Here is a 22,083-nt window from a genome sequence, read left to right on the forward strand (position 1 = left end):
TGCCAGCTTATGTAAAGCAAAAGCACTTATACAGCCTGATTTCAGGCTATTTCTTAAAATTCTGCCTCAACACGGTAGATAACTTGCCCCTTGTTGGAGAATTTTTGCTCGTATTCTGTCATGACATTGCCTTCAAAATCACTGGCATGTAAATCTAGCCAGACACCATTGAGCTTCATGCCATATTGAGAAAAGCTCACTAGGCTGTACTCAAACAAGCCACGGTTATCCGTCTTAAAATGAATTTCTCCATTTTCAGGCAAGATACGTTTGAAGGTATCCAAGAAGGTCTTGTAGGTCAAACGACGCTTTTCATGGCGTTTTTTAGGCCATGGATCTGAAAAATTCAGATACAAGCGATCAATCTCACCGTCTTCAAAGTAGTCAGTCAAGTCAGAACCATCTACCCACAAGAGCTTAATGTTCGGTACTCCAACTTCAAGCACCTTGTCCAAAGCGTAGCTCAAAACAGACTTTTGAATATCAATCCCGATATAGTTGATGTCAGGGTTTTGCTTAGCCATACCTGAAACAAAGGCACCCTTTCCACTTCCAACTTCCACATGAATGGGATTGTCATTGCCAAACAAGTCCCGCCATTTTCCCTTAGCTTCCAGGGGATTGAGGACCACATACTGGGGATTTGCCTCTAGTAATTCTGTCGCCCCTTTACGATTTCTAACTCTCATCTTCTCTTTCCATACTTGTCTCGGAAGTGACGCAAGCCATGAATCTCCCGATTGACGTTTTCTAAATCTTGGTTCATATAATACTTGGAAATCTGGCTCAAGTAAGACAATTGACCATACCAATACAATTTATTTAATACCGTTTGATTGTACTTGTAACCGTAGTAGGTCAACCATTCCTTCCACTGATGCTCTGGAATATAATGGCAGAGCATGTGGGCCACATCAAACATGCGGTCGGTCAAGCGAACCGAATCCCAATCCACCAAATAAATCAAGCCACTGTCTGTCTCAATCCAATTACTATGTCTTACATCTCCATGGACAATGGTCGCATAGTCCTCTCTAAATCCTGGAATAGTCTGACGTAAATCAGCCATCACTTCACTGATAAAATGATTTTTACGCAAAGCATCTGGAACCGTTTCTTGCCAAGACTGTAGTAAGTCTACAGGTGTTTCCATGGCATAGCCCAAGCGACTCAACTGTGTCATCAACGGACGTGAGCGATGCAGACGAGTTAAAATATTGACGATTTGCTTACGATTCATATCATAGGGGGTCAATATCTTGCCTGTCAACCATTCTTGAGCACACATATCACGTCCATCTGCCAAACGGCGACTCCATAATAATTGTGGAGCAATTTGTTCTCTAGCTAGACCAGGTAGGATTGGAGAGGTGTTCATTTTTACAAAGATACGCTTCCCATCAGGATAGCTACCCATATAAGCCTTGCCACTTTTCCCAGGTATGGGAGTCAGTGTTAGCTCATTATCACCCAAATCCATTTCTTTCCTCCGTATAAAGTTTCCTTACTATTCTACTAGTTTTTGCCCTATTCGTCAACCGGTCCACACCCGATTCTCAAAGAAAAGCCTCTGGATTGGCTTGGGTAGCATTATAAAAAGAAAAGGCAAGCTATATCTTCTGCTTACCTTTCATGATTTTTATAAATAATATAAGAGTGGCAAACTGTTGTAAAACATATGAACTAAAGTGGAGACCCATAGGTTTTGGCTCTTTTTATAAGCAAAGCCCAGTAACAAGCCCCCAAGTAGATAAAAAATAAACGAAGGGACATTAGAAGGTCCATGCATGAAAGAAAAGAGAGAGGAAGTTAGCACAAGCCCTAACCAAGAATTGTCAAAAACGGCACCTTGAAGAAGTCCTCTGAAAATGAGTTCCTCCTGGATGGGACCAAAAACTGAGGAAGTCAAAATCAAAGACAGGGAAATTCCTCTGCTGACTTCCGCCAAGTGTTGAACTCCTGCGCCAGAAGAAATAGCGAAGAAATGAATATAAACCAGCGTCTCAACCACACTTAGAAGAAAGATTGCAATGAAAAGCAAAAGGTCTTTCTTGCTTAACATCCCAAAAGAAATCATTTCAAACTTTCTAGCATAAGTAACACTCAGCGAAGTTACAAGAAGACTTACAATAATCAATTCAGATTCATTTTGAAAAAAATCCCCGTGGTTAATCGTATAAGGAACTGTAATGACGATTAGTAGTACTAAAAATCCAAAACAAAAGGCATGAAATTTATCAAAAAACTCCATAAAACTAGCCTCCTCAACAAACAAACTTCCCTACAAGTCATCCTTTAACTCTAACCTTTCCAAAACAAACCATTTTAGCAACCAAAATCCGACCACATAGCCAGCCCCTAAGAAGATAGCCATTAAAGATAACATGGGATTTAGGAAATAAAAGACCACCACAGATACAAAGGTTAGCACAAAAACATTAAAAGCAATGGTGTCAGAAGCCAAGACCAGAATATAAGGTGTCAACCAGTCTAAGGTTTTTGAATCTAGGAAAAATAAGTGTTTATACATGATGACCTCCTCTATGGCTGAAAAGCAAGTCTTCTGGTTTTTTAGCCCAGGACCCTGTGTAGAAAAGTGAGCAAAAATGGTAAGTTTGCGATGATATTATTAACAATATGAATCGAATAAGAAGGATAGATACTCTTCGTATAACGTGTCAGCCAGGCATATAGACAACCCACTGCCGTATAGACAAAAATATCTGCGAAACTTGGCAAGCTAGAAAAGTGGGGCAAGGCAAATAAGAATGACGGAAAGAGAAGATCCAGCCTCCACCTCGAATTCTTAAAGAAGGCATGTTGAAGCAGTCCCCTACATACCAATTCTTCCATCAGAGGTCCTAGTACGATTAAGGTTAGGTAAACACCAAACTCCGCAAAATTTGTCTCGCTATAGGCAATAAACAAATTCCAACCTTCATTGGTCCCCTGAACGTGTTTAGCTGTCAGATAGTTAAAGCAGATAAGCACAATGGCTACTAACACCGTCAGAATAGAATAGCTCAACCACTTTTTCCTAGGGATGCGAAAAAGATAAGCATGGCCCGACCTGACCAAAATCCAAACTATCAAGCAGATAAAGAGAAGGCTGATGATGTTTCGAATCCAGATAAGATTTCCTACCCAAGACGAGAACTCCCAATAATTGCTCCAAAATTGGGTTGTCCAAAACAGTCCGAAAAACAGAAACAAATAAGAAAGAATTGCACTCGCTTTGAAAAGAATAGGATGTTTTTTCATAGCTTTCTCCATTAAAATTAAATGATATCTAATCATTTTCTAAAATTTGATAACATTTGTGAAATGTTTTAGCAGAAACAACTCTATGATTGGTGATATCTATATAATCACCTGGATAACCGAGAACATACATCCCATAACCAGCGAATCCTCCTCCAACTGTTCCAACTAAACCAAACTTGATATTCGTTACGAGAGAAGTGTTAAGACCTGCCATTAAAATGCGCACATGATTATCCAACCAAACCATATAATTTTTTTGAAAAGCTTCCTCTACCCAACTTGGTTTAGGAGTTGCTTGACCAATTTCCCAAACATCAACAATTTGATTCCCATATTTTGCCTTCATATCTTCAATCCTTTTTAAATACCATTACATGAGTTTGGAGTTCCCCCTATACCATAAGGACTACATGGTTTTGAAAGATGTATAATAGGCCACTTACCATTTAATTGATCCAAAGTTGGAGAAGGTGCTAGCCCACCCAATAAACCAGAAAGCATATCTCCCCAACCTCCGAAACTTCCTTCAACTTTCGCAAGCATCTCAGTATCCATAACCTCAAATTGTTCCATCATTTTTGTATTCATAACAAAAACTTCATTAGCCTCTACTTTTTATAATACTTCAAGCCCCAAATGAGTAGAAGCATAATAATCAAGCAGAGAATAGCGCCAATATAGGCAATTAATTGTTGATAGAATTCTCCAGCTGTGATACCTCTATACAAACAAATAATAGACATAAAGCCTGTCAAACCGATAAACATAAGTTGATTGGTTCTAGGACTAACCAAATCATCATCTTCAAACTCTCTTATCCTCATTTCTCTAGTGAGGTAAACAGTGACCAAAATAGAAGCCAAGTTAATAACCACTAAAAGAAATTGGAAAATTAAAGAAAAATTTAAAAACTGACGAGATAGAAATAGATAAGTAGAGACAAGTAAAGGCAACTGACCTAAGAACAATCTCGCAAGGAAGATGTTCCGTTTTTTAGCAAGAAAAGTTTTCATTTCTTTGCTCCTTTCTTTTTAGTTAAAGCAAAATAGACCATAACTGCAATCACATAGGCTATGGTATAAAATAGCTGATACCAAGCACTCTCCCTAAGCGGATATAGAAAGATGGACATGATTAGATACAAGATGAAAATGACAAGTATTTTTTTCTTCATAAAATTTCCTCCTGAATCTTTGTTGAGCTACAACCTTTACACTGCTAGTATAGCACTCATTTTGACCTTGGATCACTGAAATCATAAATGGTCATCGAAACATCTTGAATTGTAAAAAATTTAAAAAGCAAGCATGGAAAACATACTTGCCCTTTACACCGTATTGATACCAACTTAATTTGTAGATTTTTTATCCTGCTATCACATATCATTTTGACAGGCGAAACAATATTAAAGAAACTCCACTGTAGATTAAACTAGCGATAAAAAATCTTTTCATCTAATTAGATCTATCTTTATTCTTCTTTGGAGATTTTAAAAATTTTTCCCTAATTAAAGAAGTAATAAAAGAAACAAACATACTAACAACAAAACCAATAAGAAAACTTTTGAAATCCATAATTACCTCCAAGTACAGCTTCCCTACTTACAGGTTCAAGCCTTTAAGCAACCATAATCGCCAATTGTAACATTGTTTTTGCATTCACGAGGAATACCTCTTTTTACTTTCGTCCTATTACAACCTTAATAAGGTTAGTATACTACTATTTTTTAAAATTTTCCATCCAAATCACGAATGGTCATCAAAACATCTTTAATTGTTAAAAAATTTAAAAGCAAGCATGAAAAACATACTTGCCCTAGGAGAATTTAACAACGTAAAGACCTAAAATCGAAAACTATTCACCCTCACTTTCGTCTGTTCTGATAGATTCTCATGATTGCAACAAGGATACAGGCTGTCCCACCTGCTAAAACCAGAAGAGTAATGATAATGTTGAGAATTTCAGGCGTACTCCCTATTCTGTTGATAAGACGGAGTAGGGATATAACTGTCAACTGAATCAGGAGTATTGATTCTACTCTTACCATCGAAGTAAGTCTGTTTTCAACTGCATATAAAAAGGCTGGTAGCAAAACACAGGCTATAGCAATTACAAACAGGTTGCTCCCTGTTTCTTCTCCCTTGTTCACCACGGAAATCATGAGAAGATTCGAAGCTATGATCAACGTAGAACAGATGATAAAAAAGGATTTCTTATTCATTTATGATACCTCACATACTATAGTATTTTGTTTCGAACCCAAGAAATATTCTTCAAACTATTGCAACACCATCTCGCCGTAAAGCAGTACTGTCTATAACTAGTTTCCTAGTTTTCTTCAAATACTGATTTTTTATTGAAGACAAGAATGGTAAGCTCATTAACCATTATAGCAAAAAATAATGATAACATATATTATTTTTCGGTTTATGAATGATATTCGTTATTTTGGTAAGGAGAAAGTTCTTTGTTCAATTCAAGATGTTTCAATAACCATTCAAGATTTGGATGAAATTTTTTTAAAAACAGTGCTATACTAAACTTGTCACATTTGTAATACGGCAAAAATCTATATTCGGAGGCAAGTAATCATGAAGAGTAAGATTTATTATATATCCAATATTTTTTATGGAATATTACTATTTTCTATTGGATTAACATCAAAAGTATTTATTTTTAGCAGTTTAATGTCTATAACTTTAATAACTCTATCTATAATAGGATTATTAAAAACTAAAAATAAAAAGTAGATATAGCAGAATTAGATTTCAAAAGTTAGAAACCTCTCCCGATAGTTGATGATAGAGAAAATTATTTCATACAAGCAATTTACTGTAACTCAAAACTAATTTGATTAACTATTCAACCATACAGACCGAGAAACAAGAACTCTCGGTCTTATTTTTTATCATTCTGCATGTACCACAGTAAGTACCTGACGAAAGACTTGATTTTGGCAGGTAGTATTTAGACTGGTATTGGGATGGCTTTCCACAATTTTCACGACGGTATAGAGACCAACTCCTCTCTCCTCCCCTTTAGAACTGGCTCCAAAGGAGAAGATTTCAGAAATATCGATGCCCTCTTCTTTGATGGAGTTTTCGATAATAAAGGTCTCCTGTGCTCCATTTTTTAAAAAGGCGATTGAAACATGAGGTTGACTGGCCTCTACACTAGCTTCAATAGCATTGTCACAAAGGATAGACACAATGGTTAGAAAATCAAGCAGTCTCATTCCCTCGACCTGAATCTCCTCAGGAACTTCGACATTAAAGATAATCTTCTTATCTCTGGCTTTTAGAAACTTTCCTGCTAGGAGACTTTTGAGGGCTTTATCACGAATATTCACTAATCTGCCCAGGTCATATTTGCTGTCCTGCAATTTTTCACTGGAATCCTTTAAGACCGAGTCGTAGACCTCTTTTATCTGCTCCATATCCTCCTCTTCAATGCCCAGACGTAAACTAGTCAAGAGGTTGCTATAATCATGGCGAAAACTCCGCACTTCCTTGTAAAGCTCCTCTATATGCCGACTATAGCGTTCCATATCTCTGTAGCGCAAGGCCTGCTCTTGGTCCAGTCTCTCATGAAGTTTTTCCTTCAAATAGGTATCCAATTTCTTGATCATCCCCATAAAAAAGAGAAGGTAAAACACTAGAATCAGATGGCGAACAGTCGTTGATTGAATACCTTGTTCATATTCAAAGAAAGACAGACTTTGCATCACTAGATAGTAGCCCCCCATTATCCAGTTAATCGTAGTCAGAGATTTTTGAAAACCTTTATCGAGAATCTCCTTTCTCAACTTAGTGAAATCATAGTCCAACCATTTCAAAAAGACTAAAACTATGAAGCAAACGAATATCATCATCAATAAAAAGATAGGATTGCTATCTTTATCTACAATTTCTTGTCCCAAAAATGGAAGCACAAAATAGGAGACCCCTCTATAAAAGAGATTCACCAATATCATTGGAAAGAGACCATAAAAGAAGAGAAGTTTTTTAGGAAGCCCTCTTAACAGTAAGAAAGACAAGCCTATACCGTACAAGGGTTCCATAAAATAAAATAGGAAACTATCTCCTACCATATAGCCAATCATTAAAAAAACAAAGGCCAACAGTATCTTAAAAAGAAAGGCTTTAAAAATCCTCTCAAAAGTGAGACCAATTCCATCCACCTTAAAGAAAATGACAATTTCTAGTCCATGAGTAATAAGTGTATACAATAATATCCAAGCAATATTCATAAACTCTCCTAGCTCAATGCAAGTTATTGATAGCTTCAGACACTTCCCTGACCTTATAACGCGCGATCATACAGCTTCCACCATTGGGAAAGTAAAGAAGTTTTTCTTTCTTATCCAAACGAACCACATTGGCAGGATTGATGAGAAAAGAGCGATGGCACTGCAAGAGACGGGGCTCCTGCTTGAAAACCTCCTCTAAACTCGCTGTAAATTCCAGCCTATCCGTCTTAGTATAGAGAATAACACGATGGGCTCTGGGCGACGTTTCGAGATAGTAAACCTCTTTAAAAGGATACTGGAATTGGGCAAATTTTGATTTAAAGTAAAAGCAATCTTCCGCCAGACTTTTACTGTCTTGACTATTGGCATAGAGGAGGGCTGTCTCGATCCGAGATTCAAACTCCTCTGCCGAAAGGGCCTTATCAATGTAGTCCAAAGCAGACACTTGGTAACGAAAGGACAGGGGCATAAACTCCGAGTGAGTCGTCACAAAGACAATCAGGGCATAGGGGTCTCGATCCCGAATCTTTCTAGCCACTTCCAAACCCTTCATCTCCTCATTTCGAATCTCAATATCCAAAAAGAATAGCTGATGGGCTCCCTTCTCATGCACCTCTGCCAGCAGTTGGTCAGCTTTCCCAAAGACTTCAAAAGAACTGGGAATGATATGATGTTCTTTCATAAGTTTCTCAATCGTCGTTTCAATCCTAGTCTGTTGGGAAAAATCATCTTCTAAAACAAATATTCTCATCTTCTTACTCTCCTTGTTTCGATTTCTTCCTAAAAAGAGAATAGCAAAAATACTATGATACAAGCCCACCAAATCCTAAACAGGCCTTTAATGCTCCTGAAAGGTATCTTGTTCCTCAAATAAGCATGATAATCTTACCACTATTTTATCATAAAATTTTAACAGTACCATTCAGGAAATTTCAAGGACAATTAAAGATTTTATGGTGAAAAAGGAGATAAAAGTGATAAACTGACAGTATCAAAACACAGTTGCTAGAAACAAGACTAGCACCAAGATTAAAGGAGGAATTCTCATGACAGATACAGACCCTATCAAAAGAGCTCAGACTTTGATTACTGACTTAAACAAAGCCTACCAAGCATGCAAACAGGCAACCGCTGACGACGTCCGCTTTCAGGAGCAATTAAACTCTATTCTTGGTTTTCTAGCCAAGGCTGAAACAGTGGATAATCGAGTCTTGATTGAATTGGAAAAATTTTACCAGACTTCCAGTCTTCTCATGGGACTCAGCGCCCTCGATCCAGATGCTCCAACTCGCGCCGCTTGGCGGGCCTATGACCGCTTCCACTTTGACCAAGTCAAGACCAAGTTGAGTCTCTACGGACCAACCATTATCTTGTAGAAAATAAAAGAAGCTGAGACAAACTGAACTCAACTTCTTTTTTAGTGTCATATAGACAATGTTAGTCCTGCATCTGACGTTTTACCTGATAAGGTAAGTACAAGACTAGTAAAATCAAACCTGCACCCAGCAAGGCTAGAAGGGCTAGTTTTTCTTGGAAGGTAATCAACCCAACAACTAATTCCACAAGTAAAACAAAACTGGTCAATCCTCGGACTACCGCCTGCAAGCCTTTTTCCTTTTGCCCCTTGTCCAGCGGAAAGAGTTGGGTCAAATACTGGTAGTCAAAGGCATGATAGAGGGCCAGCAGCTGGAAGAGCAAGAGGTAGTTAAAGAGAACCACCACTGCTGTCGCAATCCAAGCTTGCTCGATAAAGACCTGCGCCAGCAAGGAAAGTAGGAGCAGACGCAGACTGAGAGCAAAGAGGTCTCCATTTCGCAGATAAGAACGCAGATAGAGATTTTGCCATATCTTCCCAGGCACCTTCTGAACAGCCTTTAGGATAAAGTCCAGATAGGCACGACGCTTGACGCTGTTTGAAATTCCCTTTACCTGCGTAAAGAGGGCAAAGAAACGAAGCAAGACTTGCTTACGCTTGCTTTCTTGGGAAATGACATAGTCCCAGTCCAGTCCAGTTTCAGTGAAAAATTTACTAGCCTTTTGACGAAAGAGGAAATATTTACCTACTCCCAATAAAAGCACATAGACCAGAAAAACTGGCAAGCCATAACCCATGGCTAAAAATAATGGCGCAAATAACAGCAAGAAAAGGGTCTGTACAAAGAGCCAAAAGAATAGGGAAATGCCAGTTTGACGCTTGAGATGGAGCTTGATTTCCTCTTCTCCGACCAAGAGAAAGAGCTTGTCTGGAGCCTCCATATAGGTGGCAATTCCTCCCCAAAGCAAAAGTAAAACAGAGGTAATTCCTACAAATAAAAGGATAGGCCAATGATTTTCAGGAAAATGCTGTAAAAGTTGACTGTACTGGTAGGCTAGAAAACCGATGAGAACCAGCAGAAACAAGACAAAGTGGTCATTGAGAACATAGCGCAAATAACCAAGACACTCCTTACGAAAAGCCTGCCTTCTCTTTAAAAACAAGTCTTTCATAGCTCCTCCTCTTTGGTCAGAGCCAAGTAAATATCATTCAAACTAGCCTCAGGCATATCAAATGCTTCGCGCAGTTGCAGGAGATTTCCCTTAGCACGCACTTCCCCTTTGTGGAGAATAACAAAGGCATCACACATCTTCTCAGCCGAATCCAGCACGTGGGTACTCATGAGAATGGACTTGCCCTTTTGCTTTTCCACTTCCAAAAGCTGAATCAAGTCCGCAATCGCCAACGGATCAAGACCAAGGAAAGGCTCATCCACGATGAAAAGACTTGGATCCACCACAAAAGCACAGATAATCATGACCTTCTGCTTCATCCCTTTTGAAAAATGAACAGGGAACCAGTCTAATTTCTGGTCCAGACGGAACATTTTTAACAAAGGCTCTACTCGGTCAAAAGCCACTTTTTGCTCAATACCATAAGCCATAGCAACCGTTTCGATATGCTCTCTGAGAGTCAATTCCTCATACAGACTAGGTGTCTCAGGAATGTAGCCAATTTGCTTGCGGTAGCTAGTCGCATCTTCTTGCAGAGTCAAGCCATCGATATTGATGGAGCCACTATAAGGTGTCAACAGACCGATAATCTCATTGATCGTCGTCGATTTTCCAGCGCCATTGAGACCAATCAAGCCGACCAGCTGCCCACTTTCAACGGTAAAAGACACATCTTTCAAGACAGGGACATGGACATAGCCACCTGTCAAGTTTTTAATTTCTAACATATTTTCTCCAAATCTGGTATAATGTAGCTATATTATATCAAAATTCAATACAGTAGAGGTAGATTTTATGTCAGATTGCATTTTTTGTAAAATCATCGCAGGGGAAATTCCTGCTTCAAAAGTATATGAAGATGAGCAGGTTCTTGCCTTTCTGGATATTTCTCAAGTGACACCAGGACACACCTTGGTCGTGCCAAAAGAACACTATCGCAATCTTTTGGAAATGGACGCTACTAGCGCCAGCCAACTCTTTGCCCAAGTACCAAAAGTAGCTCAAAAAGTCATGAAAGCTACCAAGGCTGCTGGTATGAATATCATTGCCAACTGTGAAGAAATCGCTGGTCAAACAGTCTTTCATACTCACGTTCACCTCGTGCCTCGCTACAGTGCGGACGATGACCTCAAGATTGATTTTATCGCCCACGAACCAGACTTTGACAAACTCGCTCAAGTCGCTAAAACTATCAAAAACGCCTAAGGAGTTGCCATGAAATTATCCAATCTATTGCTATTTGCAGGAGCTGCAGCCGGAAGTTATCTGGTCACAAAAAATCGTCACACCATCACAGATGAAGTCTTGAATACCACTGACCGCGTTCAAGCTATCAAGGACGATGTAGATATTATCCAAAACAGCCTGCAAATCATCGACCAGCAAAAAGAACTCATCAAGGAATATCAAGAAGACCTGACTTACAAGTTTAAGGTCTTGGAAAAGGATATCCAGACTAGACTAGCTGTGATAAAAGAACTGCAGGAAACTGAAGATAAGTAAAAAGAGCCGAGTGGCTCTTTTTAAAACATAAACAAGCTATATTACATCAACAATACATCATAATTTAGGCAACTCATTCACCGTTTCATAACTAAATCGAAGACTTTCCGCCGTAATGAAAACACCTGAAACAGCTTGATTTCAGGTGTCCGGAAACTTTGATATCTAGGCTCAAAGTTTAGGTATGGAACTTCGAAGAAGGTCGCTACCGTCCGTCATTACTTAAGGAAAGTCTTAAAAAATCTATAAACAAAAAGAGCCCAACGGCTCTTTTTACTTTTATTCTCCTTCAAAGGCATCTTTAATATGGTCAAAGAAGCCTTTTTTCTTTGGATTTACTTTCAAGTCACCAGCAGCTGCGAATTCTTTCAAAGCTGCTTTTTGACGGTCGTTCAAGCCTGTCGGTGTTACGACATTAACGGTAACGTATTGGTCACCAACTGCACCGCCACGAAGGCTCGGAGCTCCCTTACCACGTAAACGGAATTTCTTACCAGTCTGAGTTCCCTCTGGAATAACCAATTCAACATCACCATGAACAGTTGGGATATCAACTGTGTCACCAAGAGCTGCTTGGACAAAGTTGAGGTTGAGATTGTAGAAGATAGTCGTTCCTTCACGTTCAAACTTGTCGCTGGCTTCCACAGAAACCACTACATACAAGTCACCGTAAGGTCCACCGTTAAATCCAGCTTCACCTTGACCAGCTAGGCGAATTTGTTGACCTGTTTCCACACCAGCAGGGATTTTTACATGTACACTATGAGCTTGTTTTTCATGACCTGTTCCGTGACATGTTGTACATGGATCTTTGATTTCTTTTCCGCGACCGTGACAGACATCACAGGTTACTTGGCGACGCATCATACCAAGTGGAGTCTGTGTATCGACGTTAATGACACCAGCGCCATGACAGCGTCCACAAGTGACTGGACTTGTTCCTGGCTTAGCACCTGAGCCATTACATGTACTACAGCTTGCTTCACGATTGTATTTAACCTCTTTTTCAGCTCCAAAAATAGCTTCTTCAAAGGTCAAGTTCACACGATACTGGAGGTCATCCCCCTGACGAGGAGCATTTGGATTGCGCGAAGCACCGCCTCCGCCGAAGAAACTTGAGAAGATATCTTCAAAACCACCGAAGCCTCCTGCCCCGTCAAAGCCGCCGAAACCACCTGCACCACCAAAGCCACCATTGGCACCAGCCGCACCATATTGGTCATAGGCTGCCCGTTTTTGGTCGTCACTCAAAGTCTCATAGGCTTCCTGAACTTCCTTGTATTTTTCCTCAGCACCAGGCTCCTTATTGATATCTGGGTGATATTTTTTCGAAAGCTTACGATAAGCCTTTTTGATTTCGTCTGCCGAAGCGTTTTTTGACACCCCCAGACGATCATAAAATTCAGTATTGTTCATACAAGATACCAAGACCGTAAAATTCGACTGAAAAATAGGAAATCTGACGCTGGAGCGATGCTCCTAGACAGATTTATCTTTTTTCCGAGAATTTAGGTCGGGTTCAATTCCTTTCTTTTATATTGAGTTAGAAATTCTGGAACCCGTGTTCAATTCCCTGAACACCTTTGTTCCTTTCTATAATTTTCATGTAAATCTTTAGAGGCTGTTTTCTATACTCTGCTTCACTTGATTAAACTCTTCATCTGATAGAGTAAATATCAAATCCTCTTCAGCATACTCGTTCTGTTCTTTAAAATAGTTGTCCGTATTCTCTGCCAACCCTAAACCGAAAATCACTTTTCTTGCAAACTCTTGATGTGCAAAACCGATAGCCGTAATGATTTGTTTATCTTGGACAAGAACTTTCGGTTGAAAATTCTTACGTGGAAGAAATTCAAAATAATCAAAGAAGTTTTGCCAAATTCCACCTGTAAATTTCGTGTCGTTCAACAAGCCAGCTTTCGCTAGTAAAATGGGCGCTGAAGAAATGGCTGCAATTAGGATATCTTGCTCATTAAGACTTCTCAAAAACGAAATCAATTTCTCATCTTGTAGAGCAGGACCTATATTGACCATTCCTGGCAAAATTACACAAGAATAATCTTCTATACAGAGCTGATCCAATGTTTTCGTCGGTTGACAGGGCAAACCATCCTCAGAGACTACCATCGAATTCTCAGAAGCGACATAATCAATCGTGATATCAAAAGACAGAGCTAAAGTACTCGTTAAAGTGGTTATCTCATAAAGAGAAAAATTAGGATAAATGATACAAAGTACTTTTTTCATACGCAACATCCTCTATTTTATCGAAAAACAGAGGCTGGATTGCAACCTCTGTGGATGAGTGAAGTAACTTAAATCAAATTTATTTTGATTTTAAATATCCAATAAGCACACAAACATTTATATATTTTTGTCTCTTCTTAGTATTGGCTATAAAATTCCAATAGATTAGAAGGAAAACACAGACAACCCAAACCATGCCAATTATAAACGATATTATAAATTCTGGTTTTTGTATGGTTGCTGATACTAGTGCTGATACTAGCGCTGACAACAATACTGAAGTAACAAAATTCCTTACCGCCTCATCATTTTTAACACAACTTTCATGCTCAGCTAAAATAATTGCTTTATACCTAGCCAAATACACTACTGGAATATTATCTATAAAATCTTTTGCAGATTCATAACTATCAGCTTTATTACAAAAATCATTATAAACTTTTCGTGTATTTTTTAGATACTCTTCATCCAATACACTCATCTTACTTCTCCGTAAACTCTCCGTCTACGACGTCATCGCCTGCGTTTCCTGTTGCTTGCGCCCCTTCTGCTCCTGCTTGAGCTTGTTGCGCTGCTGCAGCTTGTTCGTAGAGTTTAACAGCAAGGCCTTGAGCTTTTTCGTTCAATGCTTCAAGTTTTGCTTTCATGTCGTCCAAGTTATTGTCTTCTTGCGCTTTCTTAAGGTCATCAAGGGCAGCTTGGGCAGCGTCACGTTCTGCGTCGAAGCCTTTGCCTTCAGTTTCCTTGATTGTCTTTTCAGTCGCAAAGATTGCTTGGTCTACTTCGTTACGAAGGTCAACTTCTTCCTTACGTTTCTTATCTGCTTCAGCGTTAGCTTCTGCATCTTTCATCATGCGGTCGATTTCTTCGTCAGTCAAACCTGAGTTTGATTGGATCACAATAGTTTGTTCTTTTTGAGTTCCAAGATCTTTGGCCTTAACAGACACGATACCATTCTTGTCGATGTCGAAACTTACTTCGATTTGAGGAATTCCACGAGGTGCAGCTGGAATATCTGTCAATTGGAAGCGTCCAAGAGTCTTGTTATCTGCTGCCATTGGGCGTTCACCTTGAAGAACGTGGATATCAACGGCTGGTTGGTTGTCTGCTGCAGTTGAGAAGACTTGTGATTTAGATGTTGGAATAGTAGTGTTGCGATCGATAAGTTTTGTAAATACTCCACCCATTGTTTCGATACCAAGTGACAATGGTGTTACGTCAAGAAGGACAACGTCTTTAACATCACCAGTAATCACACCACCTTGGATGGCAGCACCCATAGCAACTACTTCATCAGGGTTTACTGATTTGTTTGGTTCTTTACCAGTTTCAGCCTTAACAGCTTCAACAACGGCAGGGATACGAGTTGAACCACCAACAAGGATAACTTCGTCGATTTCTGACAAGCTCAAACCTGCATCAGAAAGGGCTTGACGAACTGGAACTTTTGTACGTTCTACAAGGTCACGAGTCAAATCGTCAAATTTTGCACGAGTCAAAGTCATTTCCAAGTGAAGAGGTCCAGCTTCACCAGCAGTGATAAATGGCAAGCTGATTTGAGTTGAAGTTACACCAGAAAGGTCTTTCTTAGCTTTTTCAGCTGCATCTTTCAAACGTTGCATTGCCATCTTGTCAGTAGACAAGTCAATACCGTTTTCTTTCTTGAATTCTGCTACCAAGTGGTCGATAATTTTTTGGTCAAAGCCATCACCACCGAGTTTGTTGTCCCCTGCAGTTGACAATACATCGAAGACACCGTCACCCAATTCAAGGATAGAGACGTCGAATGTACCACCACCAAGGTCAAATACCAAGATTTTTTCTTCTTTGTCAGTCTTGTCCAAACCGTAAGCAAGAGCGGCTGCAGTTGGTTCGTTGACGATACGTTCTACTTCAAGACCAGCGATTTTACCAGCGTCTTTTGTCGCTTGACGTTGAGCATCGTTGAAGTAAGCTGGAACTGTGATAACTGCTTTAGTTACTTTTTCACCAAGGTAGTCTTCAGCGTAGCCTTTCAAGTATTGAAGGATCATAGCTGAAATTTCTTGTGGAGTATATTCTTTTCCATTTGCAGAAACTTTTTCAGAAGTTCCCATTTTAGATTTGATAGAGATGACTGTATCTGGGTTTGTGACTGCTTGGCGTTTTGCAGCATCACCAACGATGATTTCGCCGTTTTTGAATGAGACTACAGATGGAGTTGTACGGTTTCCTTCTGGGTTTGCGATGATTTTGCTTTCAGTTCCTTCAAGAACTGCAACTGCTGAGTTTGTTGTACCTAAGTCAATACCGATAATTTTAGACATGTGTTTTTCTCCTTAAATTTTATATTCTATTTTCTTTTTGATACTCTTCTTAAGTGGCGGCGCCGTCAGAGCTTGACTTCGTCAATCTCTTTGACTAAACTTTGAGCCTAAGGTCTCAAAGTTTGCGCAAATAGCGCCACGGCGAAGAGTATCGTCTTTGGTTCGCTTTGCTCACTATTGCAAAGCCAAATATATTTTATCTTTCTTCATAGTTTATTGTCGTTTCGGACAGGTTTTTTTAAGCTATCTAGCCTAGTTGTAAACCACCACCATTGCTGGGCGTAGGATGCGGTCATGGAGTTTGTAGCCTTTTTGGAAGACTTGAGCGATGGTATCTGCTGGGTGTTCATCGTCTGCTGGGAGAGTTTGGATGGCCATATGGTAGTTATGGTCAAATTCACCGTCAGCTGCGATTTCTTCGATTCCTTCTTCTTTCAAAGCGTGAATCAAGCTTTCTTGCACCATCTCCAATCCTTTTTTGACATCGTCTGTCAATCCTTCAACTGCGAGTGCACGCTCAAGGTTGTCCAAAGAAGGGAGAATTGCTTTTGCCAAATCCTGGCTACGATAACGTTGCAAGTTTTGACGCTCTTCATTGGCACGGCGTTGGATATTTTGCATTTCTGCATGAGCGCGAAGGTATTTATTTTCGAACTCATCCGCACGTTCATTTGCCAAGTCCAACTCAGACTTCTCAGGAGTTGTTTCTTCTACCGTTTCCACAACTTCCTCTTCTTGAACTTCTTCTACTTCTTCTACTTCTTCATTTTTTATATCTTGGGCCATTTTCGCCTCCTTTAATGATTTCAATCTTAATGTACTTCGTAATGATTACTGCTGAGGTAGCGGTAAAAATCTGTCAATTTCATGGTCAAAACACGATTGACTACATTGACTTGGTTGATTAGCTGTTGGTAATCCAGATTAACTGGACCGATAATGGCTAGAATTCCAACTCCTCGATAAGGAATGAGGAACTTGCTACTAATCACCGCTAGATCAGCTAGACAGGACTCTTGACTGTCTGCAACACGGACGTTTTGCATCTGATCTTCACGCAACCCCTCACGAATCTCCAGAGCCACCTTTTGCGGTTGGTCAAAGAACTGATAAGCTGCCAGATTGGCAAAATTCAAGAGATTGACCTTGCCCGCCACCACAATGTTTTCGTTGAACATTTCCTTAAAGATATGTTCAAAGAGATCGATAACATTGTCCGTTGTTGTAAAGTAACGCTGGATAATCTGCGGAATCTCCGTCCGAATCTTATAGTGAATATCTAAAACGGTGTGGCCGAGGAAACGTTCCTGAATGATGCTCTTCAGTTTCAGCAAATCTTCCTGCAAAAAGTTCCTTGGAATTAGAAACTGACTGGTAACCGTTCGAGACTCATCTAGGGTAAATACTGCCAAGGCTGTATGTTGCCCTAGAACAACGATATCAAAGGCTGTCAAACGTTGCCTGCTCGGCTCAACATCCAGCGCTACTACCGTACAGCCACTCAAGTCTGTCAATAGATTAGCAGCCTCTTGCAGAATGTCCTCCAATTTGAAGAATTCCTGATCAAAGGCCTTGACAATCTCATATACCTCATTTTCAGCCAGTCGGTCAAAATCCAGTGAGTGTTTCACATAGTACTGAAAACCAGCAACACTTGGCATCCGACCGCTTGAAGTATGAGCCTTCTCAAGCAAACCTTGCTTTTCTAAAGCCGCCATATCATTACGAATGGTTGCACTGCTAGAGTTAATAGACTCTTGCAAGGCTTTGGATCCGACAGGTTCGTGCGTTTTGGTAAAGATGTCAATAATCAGATTTAAAATATCCTGCTGACGCTCTGTAACCATCTCATCACTCCTCTCTGTCTGATCGATTAGCACTCAACACACTCAAGTGCTAACTCATGATTCTATTATACACCCTTAAAAGAGAATGTCAAGACAAAAACTCAAAAAATTAGCACTCTTTTACCAAGAGTGCTAAAAATCAGTCTGAAGACCTAGAACCTTACCTTCCATCTACTTGGTATTTCCTTTTAAGTCTGAAAAAACCATGGATTAGATAAGAAATCAAGAGAGCATATAAAAGAAAAATAACGAAGAAAGACATAGAAAGTTCTTCTTTAAATAAACTCATACAAACAACCAAACCACCTAAGAAAGTAGCTGTACAGGAACGAAGTCTATATCGCATAACATCCCATCTGATCTCCTTAGCAATATAGACTTGATCCTCTGGAAGTAAATTAGAAGACGATTTACGAAGAATCGAACAAGAACCTGCTCCTATCAATTCCCAACCTCTATCTCTAAAATCTTGTAGTTCATGCTTATATTTTTTAAGAAATCTAGAATCATAGATACAGTAGATGACATCGTCCGGTTGACATTGGTCAAAATAGAAAAAACCAAAACGACTCGTTCTATATCTCCAGCCTTTCAAGTGCATCTCGTGCAAATACTCTTCTTCCTTATCCAAATCAAAAATAGTGAACATCCGAAATTGCTTTTTATTGATCATGACTCCCCCTCCAATTTTGAGCATACCTACCCTATCATAAATCTGATAATTCCTTCTTTTTATGCCATAACTTCCAACTAATATAGACAACCATTAACAAAAGGATTAAAGACAAGAAAACATCTAGCCCGACCGCAAGAAAACTCCATAGACCATACGCATTACTCCTATTGAGCAATTTAAGTAAGAATGGTATATGTATGGCTAGCAAAAGTAAAACAGGTACTAATCGCAGTCTTAAAATGCGATTAACCATAGCTAACTTCCCAGCAGCGTCATTATAGATTTCAAATTCTGCATCCGATTCAATTTCAGAATGCGCTTTTCTAAAATAGGAAAAACTATTAAAGTCTGTAATATGCTCCCAGCCACAGTCTTTAAATAGTTGTAAATAGGAGGATCTCTCTGATTTTTCCATTGGGTAAAAATCCAACTGATAAGACACTTGCTCAGGCTGACACTTTTCAAAGGTATACTTAACTGCAAACAATAAGATAGAGTAGCTTACTTCCCTAAGTTTCCATCCCTTAGCATGCATTTCTCTAAAGTATAGAGCCTCCCTCTCATAATCCGCAATTGTAAAAATTCGGTAAACAATTTTCTTTTCCATCATCCTTCCTCCCGACTATTTCTGTAGAGCCGTTCAATACGCTTCAATTCAATATCTAAAACTTTTCGTCCTAAGTCTGTGATCTGATAGATTTTCCGTTTCTCCTCTTCGCGAACAAAGGAAATCAAGCCATCCTTTTCCATCTTCGACAAGGTTCCATACATAGTTCCAGGACTAATCAAGATTTGCGAATCTGTCATCTCCCTGACCTTTTGCGTAATACTATAACCATGACCTTCCTTTTGCAGACAGAACAAGATATAAAAGCCAGTTTCCGTCATCGGAAGATAAACACGACGGATCTTATCCGTTAATTCCATTTATAGCCACCTCCTATTCAGTTCGATATATCGCACCTCGTTATATAAAGTATATCACACCTCGATATAAAAATCAAGAAAAAAAGATCACCCTCAGGCAATCTTTCTTCTATATTAGTATTAGTAAAGGTCTAAATAATTATCAATTTCCCATTGTGAAACGAAGGTTGCATAACTTGCCCATTCGATTCGTTTGGCTTCAAGGAAACTAGTATAGATATGTTCTCCAAGAGCCACTCTGACGACTTCATCTTCTGTCAAAGCTTTCAAAGCGTTGTGAAGAGTTGATGGAAGGTCTGTAATACCAGCTTCCTTACGCTCTTCTGCTGTCATGATGTAGATATTTTCTTCGATAGGAGCTGGTGCTTCGATTTTATTTTCAATACCATGCAAACCAACCTCCAAAAGAACAGCCATAGCGATGTATGGGTTTGCCATCGGATCCACTGAACGCAACTCAAGACGAGTTCCCATACCACGTGAAGCAGGCACGCGCACAAGCGGTGAACGGTTACGGCCAGCCCAAGCAATGTAAACAGGTGCTTCATAACCTGGAACCAAACGTTTGTATGAGTTAACCGTTGGGTTCATGATAGCAGTATAGTTGTAGGCATGCTTAATCAAACCGCCAAGGAAATGATAGGCCGTTTCTGACAACTGCATTCCTTTTGGATCATTTGGATCAAAGAAGGCATTGTTTCCTTCTGCATCAAACAAGGACATATTACAGTGCATACCTGATCCAGCAATACCAAATTTTGGTTTAGCCATAAAGGTTGCGTAAAGGCCATGTTTGCGAGCAATGGTTTTAACAACGAGTTTAAAGATTTGAATCTTATCACAAGCACGGAGAACTTCATCGTACTTGAAGTCAATTTCGTGTTGTCCAACCGCAACCTCGTGGTGACTCGCTTCTACTTCAAATCCCATTTTGGTCAAGACATTCACAATCTCACGACGTGTATTGTCCGCAAGGTCAGTAGGCGCCAAATCAAAGTAGCCACCCTTATCATTCACTTCAAGCGTTGGGTCTCCATTTTCATCCAACTTAAATAGGAAGAATTCTGGTTCTGGACCAAGGTTGAAAGATTTGAATCCTACTTCTTCCATGTGACGAAGAGCTCGTTTCAAATTGCCACGAGGGTCACCCGCAAATGGTTCACCTTCTGTTGTATAGACATCACAGATCAAACCTGCAACACTTCCATTTTCATCTCCCCAAGGGAAGACTGTCCATGTATCCAAGTCTGGGTACAAGTACATATCTGACTCATTGATACGTACAAAACCTTCAATAGAAGATCCATCAAACATCGCCTTGTTTGACAAGACTTTATCTAACTGTTCATCTGTAGCAGGAATTTCGACGTTTTTCATGGTTCCCAAAATATCTGAGAACATAAGACGAATAAAGGTAACATTTTTTTCCTTGACTTCACGACGAATATCTGCAGCTGTGATTGGCATGAGTTTTCTCCTTAATGTATGACTACTTGCGGTTACCTAACCGCGACCAAAAGGTGACCGTACTGAAGCAAAGCGACCCTGTTGGAGGAGTTCATTGTGAAGTGCACGGCGCACCTCAGTCTGACTCACCGCTTTCTTGGATTTCGCTTCACGTTCAGCATACTTTTTCTTAATGGCAGCGATATTATAACCTTCAGAGATATAATCTTTGATTTCAAGCAGACGATCCATGTCATTCAAGGAATACATGCGACGGTTTCCTTCGTTTCGATCAGGTTTAATCAACTCTTGATCTTCATAATAACGAATCTGACGCGCCGATAGATCGGTCAACTTCATAACACTGCCGATAGGAAAAACAGCCATATTTCGGCGAAATTCTTTTTCCTTCATTTACAATTTCCTTCTTTCTGTCTATTATAGTCTAAAAAAAGACAAACGTCAATTGATAATGTTATAAAATGTAACATTATTTTTCTTTTTTCTCTAAAAAGAGACGAATACGGTCAATATCGTAATTTACGAGAATTGCGACAAAAACTCCCATGAAAGTTTCTGATACACGCGCAAACACGTACAAAATTGTCTCACCACTTGGAATTGATAGTGTAATAATTAACATAGCTGCTACACCACCTATAACACCTGCTTTGTTATTCATGGCTACATTTGTCATAATGGTTAACATGGTGCAGATTGGGACAACAACTAAGGTTACCCAAAAGGCTTCGTGGAAAAAGGTATTTAATAGGAAGAAGACCAGGGCATAGAGGCCACCGATACTATTTCCTAAAATACGCGAAGTCCCAAAATGGACACTCTTATCAAAACTCTCCCTCAGGCTAAACACAGCAGTCAAAGCACCAATTTGAAGACCTTTCCAGCCAAAAAAGCCAAAAATCAAGAGAACTAGAAAAACAGCAATACCTGTTTTAAAGGTTCGCATACCAAGTTTGAACTGGGATTTATCGAATTTATATTTTTTAAAATAACTCATAATCTCAACTTTCTATTTCCATTTTATCATAAATCAGTGATTTTTATGAGGAATAGTTGAGAGGAAGCGTTTTTATTTCGAGTAAAAGAAAAGAGGAACTTTCATCCCTCTCT

Annotated in this window: 29 protein-coding genes; 3 read left to right on the top strand and 26 right to left on the bottom strand. The window is 39.5% G+C overall.

Annotated features, from left to right (window positions below; genetic code table 11):
- Positions 1 to 53 precede the first annotated feature (53 nt).
- From trmB to L0P31_RS06390, 12 genes are all read right to left on the bottom strand, one after another.
- Complete coding sequence (gene trmB, locus L0P31_RS06335) at positions 54 to 689, bottom strand: tRNA (guanosine(46)-N7)-methyltransferase TrmB (RefSeq protein ID WP_001266094.1); 636 nt, start codon at positions 687 to 689, stop codon at positions 54 to 56.
- A complete protein-coding gene (ccrZ, locus tag L0P31_RS06340; RefSeq protein WP_238096213.1) occupies positions 686 to 1,480 on the bottom strand; it encodes a cell cycle regulator CcrZ in 795 nt (264 codons plus the stop codon). The genes trmB and ccrZ overlap by 4 nt, the downstream gene beginning before the upstream one ends.
- A 159-nt stretch (positions 1,481 to 1,639) precedes the next feature.
- Positions 1,640 to 2,251, bottom strand: coding sequence for a CPBP family intramembrane glutamic endopeptidase (locus L0P31_RS06345; RefSeq protein ID WP_238096215.1), 612 nt, complete (start codon positions 2,249 to 2,251; stop codon positions 1,640 to 1,642).
- 30 nt (positions 2,252 to 2,281) lie between these two features.
- The gene (gene blpZ, locus L0P31_RS06350) at positions 2,282 to 2,530 is read right to left on the bottom strand and encodes an immunity protein BlpZ (RefSeq protein WP_000276515.1); all 249 of its coding nucleotides are present in this window, start codon (positions 2,528 to 2,530) and stop codon (positions 2,282 to 2,284) included.
- Between the two features lie 41 nt (positions 2,531 to 2,571).
- On the bottom strand, positions 2,572 to 3,261 hold the full coding sequence (locus L0P31_RS06355) for a CPBP family intramembrane glutamic endopeptidase (RefSeq protein ID WP_238096217.1): 690 nt from the start codon (positions 3,259 to 3,261) through the stop codon (positions 2,572 to 2,574).
- Positions 3,262 to 3,289: 28 nt separating this feature from the next.
- Complete coding sequence (locus L0P31_RS06360) at positions 3,290 to 3,610, bottom strand: hypothetical protein (RefSeq protein WP_042750197.1); 321 nt, start codon at positions 3,608 to 3,610, stop codon at positions 3,290 to 3,292.
- A gap of 14 nt (positions 3,611 to 3,624) precedes the next feature.
- On the bottom strand, positions 3,625 to 3,852 hold the full coding sequence (locus L0P31_RS06365) for a bacteriocin class II family protein (RefSeq protein WP_238096219.1): 228 nt from the start codon (positions 3,850 to 3,852) through the stop codon (positions 3,625 to 3,627).
- Positions 3,853 to 3,872: 20 nt separating this feature from the next.
- Complete coding sequence (locus tag L0P31_RS06370; RefSeq protein ID WP_238096221.1) at positions 3,873 to 4,277, bottom strand: immunity protein; 405 nt, start codon at positions 4,275 to 4,277, stop codon at positions 3,873 to 3,875.
- Complete coding sequence (locus L0P31_RS06375; protein ID WP_238096223.1) at positions 4,274 to 4,438, bottom strand: hypothetical protein; 165 nt, start codon at positions 4,436 to 4,438, stop codon at positions 4,274 to 4,276. Before L0P31_RS06375 ends, L0P31_RS06370 begins: the two co-directional genes overlap by 4 nt.
- 280 nt (positions 4,439 to 4,718) lie before the next feature.
- Positions 4,719 to 4,838, bottom strand: a complete 120-nt coding sequence (locus tag L0P31_RS06380; RefSeq protein ID WP_049499763.1) for a PncF family bacteriocin immunity protein — start codon at positions 4,836 to 4,838, stop codon at positions 4,719 to 4,721.
- A gap of 1,334 nt (positions 4,839 to 6,172) precedes the next feature.
- Positions 6,173 to 7,513 (bottom strand): sensor histidine kinase, encoded by a 1,341-nt coding sequence (locus tag L0P31_RS06385; RefSeq protein ID WP_238096225.1) that lies wholly within the window; start codon positions 7,511 to 7,513, stop codon positions 6,173 to 6,175.
- Positions 7,514 to 7,526: 13 nt separating this feature from the next.
- Positions 7,527 to 8,264 (bottom strand): response regulator transcription factor, encoded by a 738-nt coding sequence (locus tag L0P31_RS06390; RefSeq protein WP_084926135.1) that lies wholly within the window; start codon positions 8,262 to 8,264, stop codon positions 7,527 to 7,529.
- A 295-nt stretch (positions 8,265 to 8,559) separates the two neighbouring features.
- Here L0P31_RS06390 and L0P31_RS06395 point away from each other — a divergent pair, with 295 nt between their 5' ends.
- On the top strand, positions 8,560 to 8,889 hold the full coding sequence (locus L0P31_RS06395) for a hypothetical protein (protein WP_004261043.1): 330 nt from the start codon (positions 8,560 to 8,562) through the stop codon (positions 8,887 to 8,889).
- Positions 8,890 to 8,950: 61 nt separating this feature from the next.
- On the opposite strand, the gene L0P31_RS06400 is transcribed toward L0P31_RS06395, so the two are convergent.
- Together L0P31_RS06400 and L0P31_RS06405 are read right to left on the bottom strand one after the other, a co-directional pair.
- Positions 8,951 to 10,000 carry an ABC transporter permease gene (locus L0P31_RS06400; protein WP_238096227.1) on the bottom strand — a complete coding sequence of 350 codons (1,050 nt, stop codon included), beginning with the start codon at positions 9,998 to 10,000 and terminating at the stop codon, positions 8,951 to 8,953.
- Complete coding sequence (locus L0P31_RS06405; protein WP_049499753.1) at positions 9,997 to 10,728, bottom strand: ABC transporter ATP-binding protein; 732 nt, start codon at positions 10,726 to 10,728, stop codon at positions 9,997 to 9,999. The genes L0P31_RS06400 and L0P31_RS06405 overlap by 4 nt, the downstream gene beginning before the upstream one ends.
- Positions 10,729 to 10,795: 67 nt before the next feature.
- Here L0P31_RS06405 and L0P31_RS06410 point away from each other — a divergent pair, with 67 nt between their 5' ends.
- Positions 10,796 to 11,206: an HIT family protein gene (locus tag L0P31_RS06410; RefSeq protein WP_049499752.1), complete on the top strand. Its 411-nt coding sequence runs from the start codon at positions 10,796 to 10,798 to the stop codon at positions 11,204 to 11,206.
- A 9-nt stretch (positions 11,207 to 11,215) separates the two neighbouring features.
- Entirely contained in the window at positions 11,216 to 11,503 is a 288-nt protein-coding gene (locus L0P31_RS06415) for a hypothetical protein (RefSeq protein ID WP_049499750.1), read from the top strand.
- Between the two features lie 279 nt (positions 11,504 to 11,782).
- On the opposite strand, the gene dnaJ is transcribed toward L0P31_RS06415, so the two are convergent.
- The 12 genes from dnaJ to L0P31_RS06475 all read right to left on the bottom strand — a co-directional run bounded on the left by dnaJ (position 11,783) and on the right by L0P31_RS06475 (position 21,970).
- On the bottom strand, positions 11,783 to 12,919 hold the full coding sequence (gene dnaJ / locus L0P31_RS06420) for a molecular chaperone DnaJ (RefSeq protein WP_001066308.1): 1,137 nt from the start codon (positions 12,917 to 12,919) through the stop codon (positions 11,783 to 11,785).
- Between the two features lie 198 nt (positions 12,920 to 13,117).
- Positions 13,118 to 13,750 (bottom strand): DJ-1/PfpI family protein, encoded by a 633-nt coding sequence (locus L0P31_RS06425; protein ID WP_000756346.1) that lies wholly within the window; start codon positions 13,748 to 13,750, stop codon positions 13,118 to 13,120.
- Between the two features lie 79 nt (positions 13,751 to 13,829).
- On the bottom strand, positions 13,830 to 14,231 hold the full coding sequence (locus L0P31_RS06430) for a hypothetical protein (RefSeq protein ID WP_000114425.1): 402 nt from the start codon (positions 14,229 to 14,231) through the stop codon (positions 13,830 to 13,832).
- Between the two features lies 1 nt (position 14,232).
- Positions 14,233 to 16,056 carry a molecular chaperone DnaK gene (gene dnaK / locus L0P31_RS06435; RefSeq protein ID WP_238096229.1) on the bottom strand — a complete coding sequence of 608 codons (1,824 nt, stop codon included), beginning with the start codon at positions 16,054 to 16,056 and terminating at the stop codon, positions 14,233 to 14,235.
- A 252-nt stretch (positions 16,057 to 16,308) separates the two neighbouring features.
- Positions 16,309 to 16,842, bottom strand: coding sequence for a nucleotide exchange factor GrpE (grpE, locus tag L0P31_RS06440; RefSeq protein WP_136936940.1), 534 nt, complete (start codon positions 16,840 to 16,842; stop codon positions 16,309 to 16,311).
- Between the two features lie 26 nt (positions 16,843 to 16,868).
- On the bottom strand, positions 16,869 to 17,903 hold the full coding sequence (gene hrcA, locus L0P31_RS06445; RefSeq protein WP_000255759.1) for a heat-inducible transcriptional repressor HrcA: 1,035 nt from the start codon (positions 17,901 to 17,903) through the stop codon (positions 16,869 to 16,871).
- A 160-nt stretch (positions 17,904 to 18,063) separates the two neighbouring features.
- Positions 18,064 to 18,576: a DUF2812 domain-containing protein gene (locus L0P31_RS06450; protein ID WP_031237044.1), complete on the bottom strand. Its 513-nt coding sequence runs from the start codon at positions 18,574 to 18,576 to the stop codon at positions 18,064 to 18,066.
- Positions 18,577 to 18,610: 34 nt separating this feature from the next.
- Positions 18,611 to 19,186, bottom strand: coding sequence for a DUF2812 domain-containing protein (locus tag L0P31_RS06455; protein WP_023947120.1), 576 nt, complete (start codon positions 19,184 to 19,186; stop codon positions 18,611 to 18,613).
- Positions 19,186 to 19,506 (bottom strand): PadR family transcriptional regulator, encoded by a 321-nt coding sequence (locus tag L0P31_RS06460; RefSeq protein ID WP_023947118.1) that lies wholly within the window; start codon positions 19,504 to 19,506, stop codon positions 19,186 to 19,188. The genes L0P31_RS06455 and L0P31_RS06460 overlap by 1 nt, the downstream gene beginning before the upstream one ends.
- A gap of 120 nt (positions 19,507 to 19,626) precedes the next feature.
- Positions 19,627 to 20,973 (bottom strand): type I glutamate--ammonia ligase, encoded by a 1,347-nt coding sequence (gene glnA / locus L0P31_RS06465; RefSeq protein WP_001122887.1) that lies wholly within the window; start codon positions 20,971 to 20,973, stop codon positions 19,627 to 19,629.
- A 36-nt stretch (positions 20,974 to 21,009) separates the two neighbouring features.
- Complete coding sequence (glnR, locus tag L0P31_RS06470) at positions 21,010 to 21,366, bottom strand: transcriptional repressor GlnR (protein WP_000659548.1); 357 nt, start codon at positions 21,364 to 21,366, stop codon at positions 21,010 to 21,012.
- 76 nt (positions 21,367 to 21,442) lie between these two features.
- Positions 21,443 to 21,970 (bottom strand): FUSC family protein, encoded by a 528-nt coding sequence (locus L0P31_RS06475; protein ID WP_000119915.1) that lies wholly within the window; start codon positions 21,968 to 21,970, stop codon positions 21,443 to 21,445.
- Between the last annotated feature and the right edge of the window lie 113 nt (positions 21,971 to 22,083).

It is taken from the genome of Streptococcus mitis, assembly GCF_022137125.1.
Classification (GTDB): Bacteria; Bacillota; Bacilli; order Lactobacillales; family Streptococcaceae; genus Streptococcus; species Streptococcus mitis_CE.